The 21021-nt window shown below is 33.6% G+C and carries 16 protein-coding genes; 7 read left to right on the forward strand and 9 right to left on the reverse strand.

Annotation, left to right across the window (positions count from 1 at the left end; translation table 11 throughout):
- Positions 1–185: 185 nt before the first annotated feature.
- Positions 186–6623 (reverse strand): alpha-2-macroglobulin family protein, encoded by a 6438-nt coding sequence (locus P7122_RS13530; RefSeq protein WP_278006339.1) that lies wholly within the window; start codon positions 6621–6623, stop codon positions 186–188.
- Positions 6624–6832: 209 nt separating this feature from the next.
- Between P7122_RS13530 and P7122_RS13535 the strand changes: the two genes are divergently transcribed.
- From P7122_RS13535 to P7122_RS13560, 6 genes are all read left to right on the forward strand, one after another.
- Complete coding sequence (locus P7122_RS13535) at positions 6833–7786, forward strand: tetratricopeptide repeat protein (protein WP_278006340.1); 954 nt, start codon at positions 6833–6835, stop codon at positions 7784–7786.
- 113 nt (positions 7787–7899) lie between these two features.
- A complete protein-coding gene (locus P7122_RS13540) occupies positions 7900–8571 on the forward strand; it encodes a TetR/AcrR family transcriptional regulator (protein WP_278006341.1) in 672 nt (223 codons plus the stop codon).
- Between the two features lie 5 nt (positions 8572–8576).
- Positions 8577–10238, forward strand: a complete 1662-nt coding sequence (locus P7122_RS13545) for a peptidase domain-containing ABC transporter (RefSeq protein WP_278006342.1) — start codon at positions 8577–8579, stop codon at positions 10236–10238.
- Positions 10239–10249: 11 nt separating this feature from the next.
- On the forward strand, positions 10250–11605 hold the full coding sequence (locus P7122_RS13550) for an HlyD family secretion protein (RefSeq protein WP_278006343.1): 1356 nt from the start codon (positions 10250–10252) through the stop codon (positions 11603–11605).
- The gene (locus P7122_RS13555) at positions 11602–13011 is read left to right on the forward strand and encodes a TolC family protein (protein ID WP_278006344.1); all 1410 of its coding nucleotides are present in this window, start codon (positions 11602–11604) and stop codon (positions 13009–13011) included. The genes P7122_RS13550 and P7122_RS13555 overlap by 4 nt, the downstream gene beginning before the upstream one ends.
- A gap of 243 nt (positions 13012–13254) precedes the next feature.
- Positions 13255–14607, forward strand: a complete 1353-nt coding sequence (locus P7122_RS13560) for a UDP-N-acetylmuramate--L-alanine ligase (protein WP_278006345.1) — start codon at positions 13255–13257, stop codon at positions 14605–14607.
- Positions 14608–14618: 11 nt separating this feature from the next.
- Here the strand turns inward: P7122_RS13560 and P7122_RS13565 are convergent, their stop codons facing one another.
- The 8 genes from P7122_RS13565 to P7122_RS13600 form a co-directional block, all read right to left on the reverse strand.
- Entirely contained in the window at positions 14619–15059 is a 441-nt protein-coding gene (locus tag P7122_RS13565) for a hypothetical protein (protein WP_278006346.1), read from the reverse strand.
- On the reverse strand, positions 15056–15559 hold the full coding sequence (locus P7122_RS13570; RefSeq protein WP_278006347.1) for a hypothetical protein: 504 nt from the start codon (positions 15557–15559) through the stop codon (positions 15056–15058). Before P7122_RS13570 ends, P7122_RS13565 begins: the two co-directional genes overlap by 4 nt.
- A 265-nt stretch (positions 15560–15824) precedes the next feature.
- Positions 15825–16607, reverse strand: coding sequence for a hypothetical protein (locus tag P7122_RS13575; RefSeq protein WP_278006348.1), 783 nt, complete (start codon positions 16605–16607; stop codon positions 15825–15827).
- An 88-nt stretch (positions 16608–16695) separates the two neighbouring features.
- Positions 16696–16854 (reverse strand): hypothetical protein, encoded by a 159-nt coding sequence (locus P7122_RS13580; protein WP_278006349.1) that lies wholly within the window; start codon positions 16852–16854, stop codon positions 16696–16698.
- A gap of 16 nt (positions 16855–16870) precedes the next feature.
- Positions 16871–17293 carry a hypothetical protein gene (locus tag P7122_RS13585; protein ID WP_278006350.1) on the reverse strand — a complete coding sequence of 141 codons (423 nt, stop codon included), beginning with the start codon at positions 17291–17293 and terminating at the stop codon, positions 16871–16873.
- Between the two features lie 5 nt (positions 17294–17298).
- A complete protein-coding gene (locus tag P7122_RS13590) occupies positions 17299–18111 on the reverse strand; it encodes an endonuclease/exonuclease/phosphatase family protein (protein ID WP_278006351.1) in 813 nt (270 codons plus the stop codon).
- Positions 18112–18383: 272 nt separating this feature from the next.
- Positions 18384–19439, reverse strand: coding sequence for an alpha/beta hydrolase (locus P7122_RS13595; RefSeq protein WP_278006352.1), 1056 nt, complete (start codon positions 19437–19439; stop codon positions 18384–18386).
- Between the two features lie 11 nt (positions 19440–19450).
- Positions 19451–20014 (reverse strand): sugar O-acetyltransferase, encoded by a 564-nt coding sequence (locus tag P7122_RS13600; RefSeq protein WP_278006353.1) that lies wholly within the window; start codon positions 20012–20014, stop codon positions 19451–19453.
- Between the two features lie 100 nt (positions 20015–20114).
- On the opposite strand from P7122_RS13600, the gene P7122_RS13605 reads away from it, so the two are divergent.
- On the forward strand, positions 20115–20948 hold the full coding sequence (locus P7122_RS13605) for a helix-turn-helix domain-containing protein (RefSeq protein ID WP_278006354.1): 834 nt from the start codon (positions 20115–20117) through the stop codon (positions 20946–20948).
- Positions 20949–21021: the final 73 nt, after the last annotated feature.

Raw genomic sequence — 21021 nt, forward strand, 5'->3', positions numbered from 1 at the left:
AAATAATTTAGTTAGTTATTCTAAAGATAAAGAATATCTTAATACGACTACATAAATTATTCTACATTCACACTCATAACTTTACTATAAATGCTGAATTTAGAGAGAGGTAGATTCTCTTTAACTTTCAGACAGCTTTAACTTTTTTTCCTTTGCGCCTTTAGCGTCTTAGCGAGAATTAAAACCTATTCAACTGTAACTCTCACTCCCTCACTATGACTACTAAACTCAGGTGCGTACATAGATTGAATCGTGCTAATGCCATTACTCATATCTCCAGTATTGTTGACGCGTAAATCATATTCAAACACATAAACGCCTTTTGGTAAATAATCCATAAAGAAGTTTGTCGCAGCATCTTTGGTGCTTTCATAATAACCTAAACCATCTTGCCATTTGTATTGCGATAATACGTTGATAGGCTCAAAACCTGCCGCACGCATATCTTTTAAATGCACAAACTCCATATCTCTGTCGGAACGTAATTCAATACGAACGCGAACCAAGTCGCCAACGTTTAGTTTAGTATTTTTAGTTATTTCTGAAATTTCTTCACCTTTATCAGTATTCGTTTTTAAGAAGAGTTTTTTACTCAGCTTTAAAGGTGTTTCTGCAGACGTAATCTTGTCTAAATCTTCAAAATATTGCCAGTAAAGTGCTCCCCAAGCAATGCCATCTCCTTTTTTAGAAATAGTAACATTGGCTTGTTCTGCTTTAATTTCTTCACCTGTCCAAGAAGTTTTATAGTAACCTGTACCAGCTTCAACTTTTACATTATCTAATGTTGAAGGGTTTATAGTTTCGTTTCCAACTTTTACATCAACCATTTCAGTAACCTCTAACCAAGAACTGCCTTGAAGCAATAATGCATATACAGCTTCTGTGGTTGCTTTTGTGGTTTCCCATTTGTTGGTTTGTTTGTTTTTGAGCAACCAGATTTTTAGGTTGTCGATGTTTTCAAGGTTCTTCGCTTCGCTTTGAATCACAGTTCCAACTTCAGAAAACGCTTCAATTAAAAGTGCTTGCGTCTCAATTGGTGCTTGGTGCCAGTACCAAGAACTGGTGTTGGCTTTCCAGTACATGCCTAATTCGTCTGAGGTGATGCTGTTTTCTTTTAGTGATTTTAAAATCTTTCCTGCTGTTGCATCATCATTCATTCTGTGAAGCGTTAAAGTCATTAAACCTTTGGCATATAACGAACGTTTTAACCAATACTTCTGCATTTGAGATTTGTAGTAATCCATTATGGTTTCAACTTCTTTTGAAGCTTCTACTTCTGGGTAAAAACTACGAACATACATATAGTGCAGTTGCGTGTAAGATAAATGATCTTTGCTTAAATCTGCATCCTTTTTGTATTTTCTGATGTCTTTGTATTCTTTAACGAATTCAGTGTCTAGGTACTGAATGGCGTTTTGAATCATTTGCATCTCGACTGCGCTCGATGTGACATTGAGTTGTTTTAAATGTCCAAACCCAGAAATAATGTGTTGCGTGATAAAACGATTAGCATAGCCACCATTAAACCAAGGCCAAGCACCAGATGGTAGCTGGTTTTGTTTTAGTTTGTTTAAAGCTGAACTCAGTTCGTTATTCATTTTATTAAGATCGAATAACAAGCCAATACGCTTTTTCTGCTCAGTTTCAGATTGTGCATCACGTAACCAAGGTGTTTCTTGAATTAAAAGTGATTTCAATTCCTGATTTTTCTCAAGGTTAGAAAGTAATGCGTCTGAGGATTTCCAGCTATTAAACACAGCTTCAATCTTAGGATTAGAGGTCACGATATGCTGTGCTAAAGCATTAGCATAATATCTTGAAAACGTCTGCTCGTTACAATCATAAGGATATTCCATTAAATATGGTAAAGCCTGTACAGCATACCATGCAGGATTAGACGTCATCTCTAAAATTAACTTATGATTGGTCAACGTTGTTGAGGTGTTGTCCTTTAGCTTATCCAAAGTAAATGTCTTCGTTTCATTAGACTTTACCCATATTGGTAACGTTTCTGTAACTAACATTCTGTTGGATAATACTGGTAAAGCGTTTTGTTCACCATCGCTAAAATCACCTGCTTTGGCAATGATTTGGTATTGTACAGCTTGTAAGCCTTCAGGAATATTTAGTTTCCAAGACACTTGTGTGTTACCTTTTGCATCAACAGAAAAAGAAGCCCCTTCTGACTTCCCCAAAGGGGAAGAACTGAGCAAGTTTGCGGATATATCTTCTCCTGTAATAGGATTGGTTAATATGAGTTGTGCAACTCCAGACAATTCTTTCTCAGTAAGATTAGCAATTTTTGTACTGATCGTAATTTGATCTCCTTCACGTAAAAAACGAGGCGAATTTGGCATCACCATCAACTCTTTTTGAGTTACAGTTTCTAGTTGCTTTACAGAACTTTCTAAAGTTTTGGTATGCGCCAATAATTGCAATTTCCATTTGGTTAAAGCTTCTGGTGCTTTAAAGTTGAAACTTACATTACCCTCTTCATCAGTTTGTAGTTGTGGAAAGAAAAAAGCGGTTTCGTTGAGGTTTTTTCGGATTTGGATATTTTCTAAGTCTAATTGTTTGTTACTTTGTATGGAGTCTTCTTCAATTACGAGATCTCCATTTAGGTTTAGGTAGCCTGCTTCAGTCCTTTTGTCACCATCTCTATAGTCCATACTTAGTTTAGCCTCAGGAGAGGATACATAATCATATCGGCCATCATCTGCAATAGTAGCAGTTCCTGTATATGCTACTTTAGTTTTTGTGGCATAACCCATTACCACAACTTCGTCTAAAGCATCACTATCCATAATAAGACCAATATCATAAAAGTTATCATCAGAGACCGTTATATCTAGAGGCTTCATGCCAATGTAGCTTATGGTAATAACATCTCCTTTTTTTGCTTCAATTGAGAAATTGCCATCAAAATCAGTTTGTGCTCCTTTATTACTTCCTTTTATTACAATAGTTGCTCCAGGAAGCGGTTGTCCATCATCAGCAGTGATTATATTACCTTTAATAAATCCATCTTTAATGTCAGATTGTTTTTTTGAAGTAAAATATGAAGGAACGTTAGCATATTTGCTTCTTAGGTACATTTTACGAGCATAATTATGTGAGCCGTCAAAACTAAATCCATACCAATTTAACTGGTCATAAATTCTGTAATCATAATTTTGAGGATATGCAAAACGGTTAAACAATCTAAAGTTAATAGTACCAAAACTGCTTCCACCATTTTTACTTATTTTTCCGTAGTAAGAAGGCTTGTTAATAGGGTTAAAGTGCCACTTGTGCCCTCTAAATTCATCTAAAGACGCATCGTACATGCTTGCTAAAAGTTCAGCAGAGACTTTATCTCCTTTTGGTCCTTTAATTTTAAAACTCCAGGTTTCATCTTGTCCTGGCTGTAACTTATCTCTAAAGGTTGTGGTTTCAATCTCTAAATCTGTTTTAGGATAAGGAACATTTACACTAAAGCTTTGATAAACATAACTGTTGTAAGCTGCAAAACTTGTGTGAACTTCAAAACCACCTAAGTCATCTTCTAAAACAGGAATGCTAATGGTTTGTTTAGAGTTGTTCAATTTTACCAATTGAGTAACGATGATGTTGTTGTCTTTTTCAACCTCTACAGTTACTGTGATGTCTTTTGCTGCTGAGCCAATGGTGAGTTTTGCAACATCACCAGCTTTGTAGCTTTCTTTGTCTAAAGAGGCTTCAAAAAGTTGATTGTCTGCAACGGTTTTATCTTTTTCGCTAAATAGGTTTGTGTACGCTTCCGCTTTTACATCTTCTCCAAATTTATCCTTGCTTTCTGCAATAACAATGTACTGACCAGAGTTCCATTTTTTTAGTTTCTTTAATGTGATGGTTTTTTCTTTTTCAGTATCGAAATCTGTTGAGAAAACTTCCTCTCCTTTATCCCAGTTGGTCGATAAATGCTCATCGTTGTATGGGTCGTGAGGAAATAAACGTTTAAATTCTTCCTTTGAAATTACCTGAAAATCTGGCGCATCCCAAGGTCTGGCTCTCAGAATAGCATCAGGTGATTTTAATTTAAAGACCTTTAAGGTCCCTTTTGCAGGTACAAACTCACCGTTGAGGTTTTGAGAGTTTAGGGTTAATTCAACCTCCTTTTTTGATTTGTCTACCTGCTCTGGAGTAGAAATCTGTAAAGTCATGGCATGATAACCAACATTAACAACTGTTGTTGTAGAACGCGTCTCTCCATTGACATCTGTAATATCAGCAGTGACTTCATAATTAAAAACAGGAAGGTTGTCTTTAGAAACGCTTTCGTCTGGTAAGGCTTTAAATGTGATTTCAAATTCGCCTTTGTCGTTTGTTGTGCCTTCTCCAAAAGTGATTTCTTGTGCTTCAGAACTGTAATAACCTGGTCGTCTCCAATACCACCAAGTTGGATATTGTACCTGACGTTTTACACGATACACCACCTTAGCATCTGTAATATTACTACCTGCAAAAGCAACGGCTTTTCCTTTTACTGTAATACTGTCGTTAACTTTAAACGTTTCAGTAATAGGTTGAAATTCTGGTTTAAATTTTGGACGTTTATATTCTTCAACAGAGAAGTACGTGTAGCCTTTTTTGCCACAAACCATTTCAATTGTAAAGCTTCCTGTTAGTCCATCATTAGGTAAAATAAATTCGCCAGCAACAGAACCAAATTCGTTAGTTTCAAGTTCTAGTTCGCTTACAACTTCACCATTAACATTTTTTAATTTTACAGTCGCTTTTTCGTTAGCATACACTTCGGTTTTGTCATCTTTGGTAGCTGTAACAATGCCTTTAAAATAAGCTGTTTGTCCAGGTCTGTAGATGCTACGGTCTGTAAATATAAAGACGTTGTATTGCGTGTCTGTATTTTTGCGAGGTTTGTACGCTCTAGAAAAGTAGTAATCGCCAAAATACGCTTCGTTGTTATTGTGGTCTATTTTAATTTCTACTTGTCTGTAGTAGTTGTCGTCTTTTTTAAAGTTGAATTTTCCAAAACGATCCGTTTTTAGACTTTTAGAAAAATACTTGTTTCTATTATTTGTATACGAGATTTTTACAGAAGCATCAGAAAATGGCTCTCCATTATTCCTGTTAATAAGTTGGTAGTATATAATCTCATTCTGTATGCTCTCTAAAAGGGCAAAATCTGTGATTTGAATATGTTTTGCGGCAAATACATTGTCTTTATTGCTGCTGGCTTTAATAATATAAAGACCATTTTGCAATTGTGGAAAAATGATTTCTGTGCGATGTGCTTGGTAATCGTTTTCAGACTTTAATGTGCTTGTAAATGAATTTATTGGTTTTAGCTTCTTAAAAAAGCGTTCTTTTTCCTCAGCGTTGTATAATTTTTGGTAATTTTTTAATTGTTTTTTGTTGACTCTATAAATAATGAAATCAAGTGCGTTTAGATTTTTGTAATTCACTAAAATTCTAGACGGAGTATTTACAGAAATAAATTCTTCAGCTTGAAGTCCTAAAGATGGTTGAAGAATTTGCTGTTTAAGAATTTCACATTTTTTGGCACCATCACTTTCTGGAAATGTAGCTATCACTTCGTTGCATAGGTCTATAGCTTCTTTGTTTTTCCATCTGTTTTTTTCGTTCGCTTCAGTGTTTAAAATCTCTGAATCATATTCAAAACCTTGTTGTTGATAAAGGCTTGCTATTTCGTAATTGTAGAGTGCGGATAATGGTGAGCTCTTTAAGGCTTCTGCGTTAGTCGTTAAAGTCTTAATTAATGCATCTTCTTTGTTATCAAAAGTGGCATGTTGTAAAACAAAACTTAGTCGCGCAATATCAATATGTACAAAGGCTTTACTTTGTTTGTCCTTACGATGAAATTTTAAAAGATTCTGATAAACTTTAAGTGCATTTAGTTCTAGGCTTGTAGAGTCTTTTGAGCTTAATTTTAAATTAATAAAAACCTCGCTATCATCTAAAAATGAAGGGTTGTCAATCTTAAATCGATATGCTGGTTTAGAGATGCTATTTTCACTGGTTTTATAAAACTCAAGCGCGTTATGACTCAATAAATCAAATAAAGTAGGTCTGTAGATTTTGGAATCTTTTGCTTCATATAAAAGTGCATTATAATTTTCTAAAGACTCTTGTTGAAGCAATAAACCATTCTCTAAAGAACGTTGATAATACACATGAATTTCATTGAACAAGGTTTCTAAATCCCAAGTTCTAAAGTCATCGCTTGCTTTTTCTTCGGTTTTAGATCTATTGTAAAACTTATAACGATTTTGTTGAAAGTACTGCCAATACATTGTTGCCAACATGTTTTCTAATAAGTGTTGTGTTGGAATATCTTTAGTAGCTTCAATTTCAGATTTAAAAATATTAACAATACTAAGCTGAGCGTCTTCTTCAAGAATCAACATGTATTTGCTCTTGTGCAATAAGGCTTTTATCTGCTGCTGTTTGTTTTTATCAGATTTTGCGCTTTGGTATATAGTGTCAACAAGTTCTGCCGCACTTTTGGTAAGACCTTCTTTTTCGAGTTTAGAGACTTTTTTCCAATCGTTGTCATAATTGGATTGAGCATTAGAGAAAGTGGCAAAGCATATGAGCATTAGTATCTGTATATAGTTTTTCATTAGTTTCAATTTTTTTACAAAATACCTTCAAAAGGCATTCCAAACAAAGCATAAAAGCGTAAACATGTTTTTTGAATGAGTTAAGTTAAACAATTTGTGAGTGAATACGCTCGTTAATAATATTGTATTTTTGTTAAAACGAAACGTCTAATTGAGTACTTGGATTGTGCTTAAGAGGACTTTACTTCAAAAAAAGAATTATTCTCTGTATGAAAAAATTTCTGTGGGTTTTATTTGTATCATCATTCTGTTTTTCTCAAACTTCAAAAGAGAATGCTAAAACATATTTGTCTAATAAAAATTATGAAAAAGCACAGCAAGAGCTCACATCTTTTTTAAAAACAAACCCTAGCGATATAGAAGCTATTGAGTTGTTAGGTGATGCCTACGGTTATCAAAAAAAATGGGATGAAGCGATAGAGCAATATGAAAGGTTAAAGGATAACTATCCCAACAATGCCAATTACCATTACAAGTACGGAGGAGCCTTAGGTATGAAAGCGTTGAGTATAAGCAAAATTAAAGCACTCGGTATTATTGGAGATGTAAAGCAAGCGTTTTTAAAAGCTGCTGAGTTAGATCCCAAACATATTGATGCACGATGGGCTTTGGTAGAGCTGTATGTGTCGCTTCCAGGAATTATAGGCGGAAGCAATTCTAAAGCTTTAAAGTATGCTAATGAACTTCAAAATCTTTCTAAAGTTGATGGTTACTTGGCCAAAGGATACGTTTATGAATATGATGACGAACCAGAATTGGCAGAAAAATATTATAAGCTAGCAATTAAGGTAGGTGGATCTGTAACCTGTTATGAAAAGCTTACCAATTTTTATGAGTCTAACGATCAGCCAGACAAAGCCATCGGAAATCTTGAAGAAGCACAACAAAAGCACCAACGAAATGCCATGCATTACCAAATAGGGAAAGTTTGTGCGGACTATAATATTCAATTAGATAAAGGCGAAAAATGCCTTAAAGCCTATTTGTCTAACCATTCGGCAAAAGATGGAGTGCCAAAAGCATGGGCTTATTATCGTTTGGCACAAATCTACAAACACAAAAAAGACAAAACAGAAGCCTTAAAATGGATTAACAAAGCTATTGCTGGCCTGCCTAAAATTGAGGTCTTTCAAGATGAAAAGGACGTAATCTTAAAACTATAAATCTGTAGTAACCTAATAGAGAAAACAGGTCGTAATCTTTGTTGCTAAACTTTTGTTAATCAAAACATAATTAATAGTATTACTATTATTTTTGCAATCAAATGTTTTGATTTATGTTTAATCTGTTGTCAAACTTAAGAATTTCAGTTCCTGAGACCATCTATATTAAGGATCCAGAGTCTTCAGATTTGGGTAAGCGTATCATTGAGCATAGTATACTTTTAATAGATGAAATTGGCTTTGATCATTTTACATTCAAGAAACTAGGAACTAAAATTGGTTCTAACGAGAGTTCTATCTATCGTTATTTTGAAAGCAAGCACAAGCTGTTATTGTATATAACTTCTTGGTATTGGGCTTGGATAGAATACCATTTAGTGTTTGCTACACACAATGTTTCCGATCCAAAAGAAAAATTATTTAAAGCAATAGAAGTGGTAACGCAGACCATAGTTGAGGATATGAGTTATTCTCATATTAATGAGATTGTTTTAAATAGAATTGTGGTTAATGAATATTCAAAATCATACCATACAAAAGAGGTAGATGTAGAAAATGAAGAAGGGTATTTTGTGGTGTACAAGCGCTTGATAACTCGGTTAAAAGAAATGCTTTTAGACATTAATCCAAATTATAAACATCCATCGAGTTTAGCGAGCACTATTGTAGGTGGAGCGTTACATCAACATTTTTTAAAAGAACATTTTAAATCAATTACAGATTGTCATACAGACAATTCTACAACCAATTTTTTTAAGGAATTAGCTATTAAAACCATCAGTTAATCTATATGGCCGAACAAAAAACTACAATGTCTCCATGGGAGAGACTCATGGGACTTTTAAAATTAGAGAAAAGAGACATTTTGCAAGTCGTGTACTATGCGGTGTTCTCGGGACTTTTAGGGCTTACATTGCCGCTTGGAGTACAGGCTATTGTTAATTTAATACAAGGAGCACAAGTAAGTACTTCATGGGTAGTATTGGTTATTCTGGTAACCATTGGTGTGGCCTTTGTTGGAGTATTGCAAATAATGCAGTTACGAATGATAGAAACCATTCAGCAACGAATTTTTACGAGAGCATCCTTTGAGTTTACTTACAGATTTCCAAAGATGAAAATGAACGAGTTGCGCAATTATTATCCACCAGAATTAGCAAACCGTTTTTTTGATACACTAACAATTCAGAAAGGATTGGCCAAGATTTTAATTGATATACCATCAGCTGTACTGCAGATTATATTTGCCTTAATCTTATTATCATTTTACCATCCCTTCTTTATTGTCTTTGGTCTTTTTTTACTGTTGCTTATTTACATCGTATTTAAGTTTACTGCAAAAAAAGGATTAGAAACCAGTATTCAAGAGTCTAAGCATAAGTACAGAGTTGCACACTGGATTGAAGAAATTGCAAGAGCTGTAGTGAGCTTCAAACTATCTGGAAGAACCAGTTTAGGTATGCAAAAAAACGACGATATCGTTAGTAGTTATTTAGACGCTAGAGAAAATCACTTTAAGATTCTGGTGCTTCAGTTTATTCAAATGATTGGTTTTAAGGTTATCGTAACGGCAAGTTTACTTTTAATAGGTGGTTTACTTGTGTTAAATCAAGAAATGAATATTGGTCAGTTTGTTGCAGCAGAAATTATTATCCTTTTGGTTATAGCTTCAGTTGAAAAATTGATTTTAGGTTTAGAAGCATTTTATGATGTATTAACATCACTTGAAAAAATGGGAGAGGTGGTTGATAAGGAATTAGAGTCTCAAGATGGAGATAAGCCTGAGTTTAAAGATGATTTTGTGTTAGAGCTAGATAATGCAAGTTATAGTGTGCCAGGCAGAGAAACACCAATTCTTAAAAATATTTCGTTAAGCATAAAACCAAAAAGTAGAATCTTAATAGAAGGAGCAAGTGGTTCTGGTAAGTCTAGTCTTTTAATGTTAATTGGTGGTGTAGTTGAAGCTACTAAAGGAAAAATATATTTAGATAAATTTTTGCTAAGTAACATGAATCTTAATCATTATCGTTCGCATTTAGGTTTGGCGCTGTCTGAAGAAACAACCTTTGAAGCTACCATAAAAGAGAATATTACTTTCGGAAATCCAGATGTATCAGACGATCAATTAATGTGGGCAATAGAGCAGGTTGGGTTGTATCAATTTATAAAGGAAAGTCCTAAAGGTGTAAACACCATTTTGCGCCCAGCCGGAAATCAAATTCCATTTACCGTTTCTCGAAAAATAGTATTAGCAAGAGCTATTGTAGATAAGCCAAAAATTTTAATTCTTGAAGATCCTTTAGAGCAATTTGAAAAATCTGAGGTCGATAGAATCATTAAGTTTTTGTTAGACAAATCTAATCCTTGGGCATTGGTGGTTGTAAGTAAAAATAATGACTGGTCACAAGGTTGTACAGAGGTTATTACGTTGAAAAATGGTGAAATAGTTTAAAGAAAGTTAGTATGCTAAATATATCTCAAAACCAACTTAATAAAACCGTTGACATTAAGAATTCTAAGTCAGGTCAGCGTGTATTTCACGGTAGATATTACAAATATTTTAATCGTTTTTTAGGTGCATTTGCTATAGTAGGAGTCATTATTTTATTCTTACCATGGACACAGACTATAACAGGTAGAGGGAACGTTACCACATTAACACCAGATCAAAGGCCTCAATCTATTCAATCTCCAATTCCTGGTCGTATAGAAAAGTGGTACGTAAGAGAAGGAGATTTTGTGTCTAAAGGCGATACCATTATTCAGATTTCTGAAATAAAAAGTGAATATTTTGACCCTAATCTTGTTGAGCGTACAGAGCAACAGCGTAATGCTAAAGCGCAATCTGTGGGTTCTTATGCAGAAAAAGTAAAAGCATTAGACCGTCAAATAAATGCGTTAATGAACGAGCGTTCTTTAAAACTAGAACAGGCAAAAAACAAGTTAACACAATCGCGACTAAAGGTTAAAAGTGACAGCATAGATTTAGAAGCAGCCAATACCAACAAAAATATTGCGCAACGTCAGTACGATCGTACAGTTACTTTACAAGAGGAAGGATTTAAGGCGACCAAAGATGTTGAAGATAAACGTTTGAAACTTCAAGAAACAGAAGCCAAATTAATATCTCAAGAGAACAAATTGTTGGCTAGTAAAAATGAAGTGATTAATGCTCAAGTAGAATTATCTCGATTGGGAGCAGAGTATGCTGATAAAATTTCTAAGGCACAGAGTGATAAATTTACAGCGCAATCTAGCCAGTTCGATACAGAAGCTCAGGTTTCAAAATTAGAAAACCAGTATTCAAACTATCAAATAAGAAACGATTTGCGTTTTATAAAAGCACCTTACGACGGTTACATTAACAAAGCGCTTAGAGGTGGTGTAGGACAAACCTTTAAAGAAGGAGAGTCTTTGGTTGGTATAATGCCAGCACAAGCAGATTTGGCAGTAGAAACTTACGTTGCACCAATCGATTTACCGTTAATTCATATTGGCGAAAAAGTAAGGGTTCAGTTTGATGGTTGGCCAGCAATCATATTTAGTGGTTGGCCAAATGTATCTTACGGAACTTATGGTGCTAAAGTCGTTGCAGTAGAGAATTTTATAAGCCCTAATGGAAAATTCAGAGTGCTTTTAGCACCAGATGAAGAAGACCATAAATGGCCAGAAGAAATAAGAGCAGGTTCTGGCGCTTACACAATGGCATTATTAGAAGATGTGCCAATTTGGTTTGAACTTTGGAGGCAGCTCAACGGGTTTCCACCAAATTATTATCAGCCAGAAACAGGCAGTGCTAACTCAGAAAAGAAGAAATGATAAAACGTTTAGTTGTAATTATAATTTCTAGTGTCTTTTACATTGGTTTTTCGCAAAGTGAATTACCAACAGACAACGTCATGCGCTTTGATGAGTATTTGGGTTATGTGAAAAAGTTTCATCCTGTTGTAAAGCAAGCGCAGTTGGTTATAGACGAAAGTCAAGCCAAATTATTAAAGTCGCGTGGTGCTTTTGACCCAAAGGTTGAAGTAGATTATAGCCGAAAGAAATTTAAAGGCACCGAATATTACGATAAGCTCAACGGAATGTTTAAAATTCCAACTTGGTTTGGTGTTGAGCTAAAAGCAAAGTTTGAAGAAAATTCAGGATATTACCTAAATCCAGAATCTACAGTGCCAGAAGACGGTTTGTTTAGTGCTGGTTTTTCTGTTCCGGTTGGTCAAGGGTTGTGGATAAACAACCGAATGGCAGCTCTAAAACAAGCAAAACTATATAGAGAACAAGCCAAGGCAGATAGAGATATTTATGTCAATAATATTTTATATGAAGCGTCATTGGTCTATTTTAAATGGTTGCAAGCGTATAATGAATTGATATTATTTCAGAATTTTTTAGCCAATGCAGAATTGCGTTACGAAGGTATTGTCAAAGGTGTTGAGGTTGGAGAAAATGCCGAAATCGATGCCACGGAAGCAAAAATTGCTGTAAATAATAGAAAACTTGGTTTAGAGCAATCTAAAGTAAAGTTGATGAAAGCGGCTTTAGAACTCTCTAATTTTTTGTGGTTAGAAAATAATATTCCTGTGGAATTGCAACCAGATGTTATTCCAGATATAAATGCAGAAGCTAGTATTGATGCCACCTTTGATATCAATACACTACAAACCGAAGAGCAAGAATTGGCTGCGCATCCCAAAATGCAATCTTTAGATTATAAGTTGCAAGGTTTGGAAGTGGATACCAAACTTAAAGCAAACAAACTGTTGCCAAAAATAAGCCTGGAGTACAATTTTCTTACCGAAACACCAGACGAAACAAACACTTTAAATACAGCTGATTACAAAAGTGGACTCAGTGTTAGTTTGCCTTTATTTTTACGAAAAGAACGAGGCGATTTAAAGTTAGCACGAATAAAACAACGTGATGCTGAATTTGAAATTGATGCCACACGTGTTACGCTTCGAAATAAAATTAATGCTATAAAACAAGAGTTGGAATCCTACGTTACCCAAACCGAAATTACTACAGAAATGGTTTCAGATTATCAACGAATGCTTCAGGCGGAAGAGCGTAAGTTTCAACTCGGAGAAAGTTCTTTGTTTTTGGTCAATTCACGAGAGTCAAAGCTTATTGATGGTCAGTTAAAGGCTATTGAACTTCAGAATAAATTCTTCAACACTAAAGCAAAGTTGTTTAATAGTTTGGCGGTGAATCCAGATCTTTAGTATTCAGTATTCAGTATTCAGTATTCAGTATTCAGTATTCAGTTAGCAGTGCGTCAGTTCGGGTGATTTGTGAAGAATGAACAAATTGTATTGAGAACTCATCATAGAATTTACCTAACTAAATAGTTTGCCTTAGGTTATTTTTGAAGCTTATAGGTTAGACTTTTTAGGAAAATAGTGTACTCTCAATTTTTTCTCATCTCTCATCTCTAATATCTCTTTTCTATAATTTATATTTGTTGTATGAACGTACATTTTATAGCTATAGGTGGTGCTGCAATGCACAATTTGGCATTAGCATTACATAACAAAGGATACAATATCACAGGAAGTGATGATACTATTTTTGACCCATCAAAATCACGATTAGAAGCTAAAGGATTGTTACCTGAAACTTTTGGTTGGTTTCCGGAAAAAATCACAACAGATTTAGATGCAGTAGTTTTAGGTATGCACGCCAAAGCTGATAATCCTGAGTTACTAAAAGCACAGGAATTAGGTCTTAAAATCTATAGTTATCCTGAATTTTTGTACGAGCAATCTAAAAACAAAACCAGAGTAGTTATTGGTGGTAGCCACGGAAAAACGACGATTACTTCAATGATTTTGCACGTAATGCATTACCACGATAGAGATGTGGATTATATGGTTGGTGCGCAACTCGAAGGTTTTGATGTGATGGTAAAACTTACCGAAGACAATGATTTTATAGTTTTAGAAGGCGATGAGTATTTGAGCTCACCAATAGATAGACGACCAAAATTCCACTTGTACAAACCAAACATTGCGTTGTTGAGTGGTATTGCTTGGGACCATATCAATGTATTTCCTACGTACGAGAATTATGTGGAGCAGTTTAAAATCTTTGTAGATTCAATCGTTTTAGGTGGAAGTATTAACTACAATGAAGAAGATGAAGATTTAAAGCAAGTGGTTGAAGCGTCAGAAAATCCAATTCGTAAAATTCCGTATCATACACCAGAATATACGGTTGAAGATGGAGAAACTTTGTTAGAAACACCTGAAGGTCCAATGCCAATTGAAATTTTTGGTGCTCATAATCTGAATAACCTTGCAGGTGCCAAATGGATTTGCCAACACATGGGAATTGATGAAGATGATTTCTATGAAGCTATTTCTACTTTCAAAGGAGCGAGCAAACGCTTAGAGAAAATCGCAGAAACTTCAAAAAGTGTAGCCTACAAGGATTTTGCACATTCGCCAAGTAAGGTAGAAGCTACTACCAAAGCGGTTAAAGCACAATATAGCGATAGAACCTTAGTGGCTTGTTTAGAGTTGCATACCTACAGTAGCCTGAATGCTGAATTCTTAAAAGAGTACAAAGGCGCTTTAGATGCTGCTGATGTGGCAGTTGTTTTTTATTCGCCTCATGCTGTAGAAATTAAAAAATTAGAAGAAGTAACGCACAAACAAATAGCTAATGCCTTTGAGCGTGATGATTTAATTATTTATACCAATCCAGAAGAATTTAAAGCCTTTTTATTCTCTCAGAATTTTGATAACAAATCTTTGTTATTGATGAGCTCTGGAAATTATGGAGGATTAGATTTTGATGAGGTAAAGCGTTTGTTTTAGACTTAGTCTTTTCAATTTTTGTTTAAAGCCTTTTTTATAAAAGTGCTAGCTTGTTTTTTAATTTCTTTGGTTTTAGAAACCAATACCACAAAACCCATACTTGCGAGTAAGGCGATAAATGCCATTGTGCCTAATGCGCCACCATAGCCTTCAAATACGTGGTTTTTGTTGGTGTAAATAATGGTAAACAAAACACCTGCTATTGCAATTGTTTTTTGATTAGAAACCGTTTTGGAAGACACCATACCAATAAATGAAGTGCCGACAAAAACTATAGGCATATGTTTTGTTAAATACGGGTTTAGAAGTTCTGGAAAGCTATAGAAAAACAATCCAATAATTAACGAGAATAGAGCAGAGGCTCTAACGGCTCCTTGTTTTTTGTTCTCACTAATGTAGTAGGTTAGCACAGCACCAATAATTCCTGTAACAATAAGGATGAAAGTATTCATACAACTAGCCAATATATTAAAGATGATAAAATAACACCACCAAAAGCCATTGTACCGAGTTTGCCACCAACACCTAGATAAAGGTTTTTAGAAATCATTAGTAACAAACCTGCTAAACAACCTGCAGCAAAAACAAATAGAATAGATGGTGAGGTTTCAACACTAGACATACCAACAAATGCACCACAATATATACTTATAGGTATTTGTTTTAGATAGAGGGAATCCTTGTTTAATGCAGGTAAAAATGAAGTGCAAGTACCAACAATACCCAGTGCCAGTATGCTACCTAAGCCACAGGTTACATTTAGAATGTAACACAGCACAGCACCAACAGGAACCCAAAGTACATAAGATAGCTTTTCGTAAGCAAAATCTTTATGATGTAGATCTAAGTGTTTGTAACCGAATGCCATTGTAAGAATAATTAAAATGGCTGCGAGAACAAATGAAAGATTAGTTTCTAAATGCGTTCTGATAATCATTGTTAGGAGTGTCATTTTAATAAACAACACTGTTATAATCATGAATATTCTAAGAGCTTTGTGTTTTTTCAAAAAGTGATATTAAGATTAAGCAATTCATTTTTAGAGCATCAAAAATGAAAGTGCAAAGTTCTTAGAAATAATCTTAGAACCAAAGGTATTAAGGGTAATAAATTATAGAAAGTTGCCTTTGGTAGATATGTGATATTTCTGTAATTTAAATTCTTTTGTTTACTGTTGTAATCCTGATTTGTAGATTTTAAAAGTGTCGTGAATGACTCTACCCAATTTTAGATTTAATTAAAAAAAGAAGTATTAAAATATTAAGAGGTAATAGCCACCAAACCCATTTGGTGTTGTTATTTCCAAATATGGTATTAGAGATAAAACCATCCATTTTATTGTAAAGTTTTGAGCTGGCTTCAGCTTTATTACCACTTGTAATTTCTTCTTTTAAGTCTATGAGCATGCCAGCAAAAGGAATTTTACTAAGAATTAAGATGATGCCTTTTCGTAAAAATTTAGGTGTTTTTTTGTATTTAGTATTTACCATCTTACCAAAGTCTAAAGTCTTTTGCAATTGATTGTCAGATACCTTGCCTTTACTTTTAAATGCGTGTTCTGTTTTATCAATAATGAGTTCGCTTATTTTGTGAAAGAGTGATGATAGATTTTCATAAATAACTCTCATGGTGTCAATAATAACGTACTGGTAAGCTCTGTAAGACGCATATATGGTTACGGCAAGACCAAGTATAAAAACCAGAAAAACAAACATAAGTTTACCAAACTCAAAATCAGCAGAGAAAAGCCGTTTTATAGCATAAAAAAACAGAATGGTATTAGATATAGCAAAAAGAAATAATACGATAAAAAATCGCTTTACGCCATTTACACCAAGTTTTCCTCCCTCTTTTATCAATCGCCAAGGATGATTGAGTAGTTGCAGAAGTCTGTTGTTGTTTTCTTCGTTTTCAGGAAGGTTATTGTATTCTATTTCAAACTCTTTTTCTTCACCACCATTTACTTGATAGCTACCATGAATTGAAAATTTCTTTTTCATTTGTATTGATTAGTCAATTTTTTGTAAAAGGTCGTTTAATTTTTTGAAAAAGACAAAATCTTGCTGAAAGTTGGTTGGGAGATTTAGATTATGATAAGTCGAAAGAAATATTTTTAAGGGTTTCGCTATCGTGTTTGTGTATGATTTCGTTGCGTTTTTCAGCAACTAAATTAGCAAATACAAACTGAATAGAAAATCCGCGAGGATTTTCGTAAGTAGGCGAGAACAAGCAATTACTTATAGCCATTGTTGTAAGCAGTTATTTATTGTTTAGACTGCATGATTAAACTTTGTATTGTCGAAATTGTTTTCTTGTTTCTAAATACTATTTCTAAAACTGTTTCTAACTCTGTTGGATTGTTACATTCAAATTTTCCATCTTCAATAAGAGGTGAGAAAACTCTCAATGGATAAGGAAGAAGTTCTTCTTGAATAAGTCTTACTAGATCAAAATCATAATTTCCGATAGCAGGTGCTACAATTTTTAATGTATGTAGAATTCCTGGTTTAGTATCATTACTATTTTGGATAGCAACATTTACTTTTCTTGTATCAATTGATGCTGTTACAACATTTTTTGTCATTTCATTAAGAAACTTTGCTTGTTCTTGTAAAATTGTAATTGGTAGGATCATGTCACTCCCATTAAGCAAATCTTCTGGCCATAAATTTTTTATATCTGACATAGTATTTATCTTTTAATTTTTATTGATATTGGTAAATGATCTGAAATTGAGTCATCTATAATATTTGAGTTTTTAATTAACTTCACTCCTGAACCTAATTCTGTAATTATTTCTAGTTCACTTTCTTCAAAATGGTCTAGGAATTCAGGTCGAATAATAACTTGGTCAAAAGTATTCCAAAAATAGTTTATTGGCTTTGATAATGTGTTATAAATAGTGCCATTTACAGTTCCTTTACCATCGTCACCAAAAAAACTCCACATTGGATTATAAAAAAAAGGATATTCTTTTCCATCTACAGTTCTTTTCTTTTTTAAAGCAACTTCTTTAGACATGACAGAGTGCAAACCTGTAGTTTGTACCATTCCAAAATCAAAAGGATTCATATTGAAATCACCTATGATTATAGTGTTAATATTATTGGTCTTTTTTTCAAAATCATTGATAACAGTATTTAACTCCATTGAATGTGCTGCTTGGTCAGCAAAGTCCCAATTCACTTTAGATTGGAAATGAATACACATTAAGTTGAATATTGGATAAGTCGGAATATTTATTGATCTAACCGTATACCTATTATTGCTTGTAATAGGCATAACAAATTTATCATGAAATTTAGAGAACATTTTTATTTTTGAACAAATTGGATCAATGTTATAAAAATAGCTGACACTCTTATCATTAAGAGCTAGAAGTATGTCTCCAATACTAACATTACATTCAGCTAAAAAAATAATATCAGGATTAATCTCAGTTGCAATTAACTTAACCTCTTTGTTTGTTAATTCTTTGTTTATGTTCCAAAAGAATATTTTCATAATTGCTTACAACTTTAATGATATGAGTCTATTTCAATGACTTATATCAGACGATAGCGAAGTTCGGCTAAATTTCTGAGAAAGTCAAAAGCTTGTTAGAAGTTGGTTTGTAGATATGGGTTTTGAAGTGTTGTAAGGTTTCTTTAGTAGATTTTAATATTGGTTTTGACTATTATTATATGTATTATTGACTTTAGCTTTTGTTTGTTTTGTCTTTCTTTCTGTATTTGTAAATCACTATTATCAAATGTGGGAATAAGGATTGAAGTTTATTAATTTAAATTCTCATTAAAAAATGATTCCAATTTATCAAATGGGATTTTGTCAATTTGGTCATACAAATCAGTATGAACCGCATTAGGTACTATAAGTAACTCTTTAGGTTCTACAGCTGCTTCGAAAGCGGTTTCGCTAAAATATTTAGAATGAGCCTTTTCTCCTGCGATTATTAAAATTGGTCGTGGTGAAATTTCTTTTATATAATGTAGAATTGGAGCATTCATATTTGTAACCGCATTGGTTAAAGACCATGATCCATTAGAATTCAGTGAACGTGAATGAAATCCTCTTGAAGTTGTATAATATGCTGCGTATTCTTTTACAAATTGAGGTGCATTTTCAGGAAGGTTTTTTAACCCTGTAGGTCCGTAAGAAGTTTTTTCTTTCTCAGCATCTTTCCATCTTTGTTCACCAATCTGCACATATTCTTTTGTGCGTTCCTCTTCTGTTTTTGAGTCATAGTAACCATTTGCAGTTCCTCTAGAAATGTCGTACATCGTAGAAGTTGCTACTGCTTTAATTCGCTTATCTGGAGCAGCTGCATTTAAAGCATATCCTCCAAAGCCACAAATCCCTAGAATCCCAATTTTATTTCTATCAATAGCTTTATGTAACCCTAAAAAATCAACAGCAGCACTGAAATCTTCTGTGTTAATGTCTGGTGAAGAAATATTTCGAGGTTCTCCACCACTCTCTCCTGTGTACGAAGGATCAAAAGCCAGAGTCGCAAAACCTCTTGCAGCCATTTGGTTGGCATACAATCCTGATGATTGTTCTTTTACTGCACCATAAGGTCCACTAATTGCAATTGCGGGTAAATTAAGTTTACTACTATTTGTAGGAAGATATAAATCTCCAGAAAGTGTTATACCAAATCTATTTTTAAAAGTTACTTTTTGTCTTGTTACATTTTCATTTAACTTAAAGGTATAATGCTCTTCAGTCTTTTCCATTGTTTTAGTTTTTTTTGTCTGTACTTCTGTTTTCATATTGCAAGCTTGTCCTATGAGCAATAGGGCCAAAATTGCAATTAATGCTGATCTATTCATTTTATTATCTTTTATATTGTTTTAATAATTTTTGCAGGTGTTCCGCCTACGATTGTGTTATTAGGAACATCTTTTGATACAACCGAACCAGCTGCTACAATAGAATTTTCTCCAATGGTTACACCTTGTAAAATTGTTGCATTAGCTCCAATCCAAGCGTTCTTTTTAATATGAATAGGTTTTGGAATAAGGGAATGTCTCTCTTTTGGATTTATAGGATGTCCTTCTGAAATTAGGCTCACTTTTGGCGCAATTAAAACATCATCTTCTATGTTAATACCACCTAAGTCGAGGAAAACACAATCAAAATTGATAAATACATTTTTACCTATTTTGGTATGTTTACCATAATTGATGTGAAAAGGCGTAAATACGGTTACACTTTTATGAATTTCTGAAGCTGTAATTTTACTTAGGAATTCTCTGATTTCATCAGAATTGGAAGATTGATTCATTTGTAGCAATAACGCTTTGGTTGCAAATGATGCCTCTCGCATTTTGTAGGCTTCTTGATCATTTGACGATATAATTTCACCTTTTTTAAGACGATTGAAAATATTTGCTTTCTCCATCATTGTAGTTGTAACTGTGCAAAATTATTGAAGATGTTTATTACATTTGTTACAAATATTTCGTCAATAATTTCAAATATCACTTATTTTAATATTAATCTAAATGAACTCATCAGTTGAAAATTTTCCACGCATCATTATGCGGTATTTGAATAGTTTCGACGACTTTCCAAATGATTTTCAGAATAATTATCATACACATTTACTTTGTCAACGAGGTCATTTTAATTTTTCATTTAATGGAACAAAAATGAATTGTAAAAATGGTGAGTTTTTATTTTGGTTTGCTGGTAGTAAATTGTCTGATTTTAAGTTTTCAAAAGATTTTAATTCATCTGTTCTACTTGTAGAAAAACAATTTTTGAATGACAATGTACCTGATCAAAATTTGAGCATAGATGCAATTTTACATTCACGTAAATATCCAGTTAAGCATTTAAATGGAAAAGATGATAAGGATAGGATTTTGACAAATTTTCAGTTTTTGTATAGTAAATATCAGGACAAAGAACATCGTTTTTATGAAGAAGTTTTGAAGTTGCAAATGCGACTTTTTATTCTTGAAATGTGGCATACGTTTACAAATGAATATGAACGTAAAAAGCGTAGCGTGCAGTCAGGAACTTTATATGAAAAATTTATGCATTTGGTGCAATTACACTGTCTAAAAGAGCGTAAAGTTGAATTTTATGCCAATCAACTTCTTATAAGCCCCAAGTATTTAAATTTTATTTGTAAAAAAAACTCTGATATTACAGCTTCTGAATGGATTCAACGTTTTACCAAAGAGCGTGTTATTTTTTTGTTAGAGAACAAAAGTTTGAACATTTCAGAGATTGCTGATGAAATGGACTTTTCAAGTCGATCATTTTTTACACGTTACGTAAAAAAGATTTTAGGTGTTACTCCAAGTGAGTATCGTAATAGGCTTGGTTGAAAGAGTAGCAATGTGTGTTATTTTACCTTGTTTCGTATTAGGATCTGATCAAACTACCGTAACAAATGTTAAT

Source organism: Winogradskyella marincola, assembly GCF_029624125.1.
Classification (GTDB): Bacteria; Bacteroidota; Bacteroidia; order Flavobacteriales; family Flavobacteriaceae; genus Winogradskyella; species Winogradskyella marincola.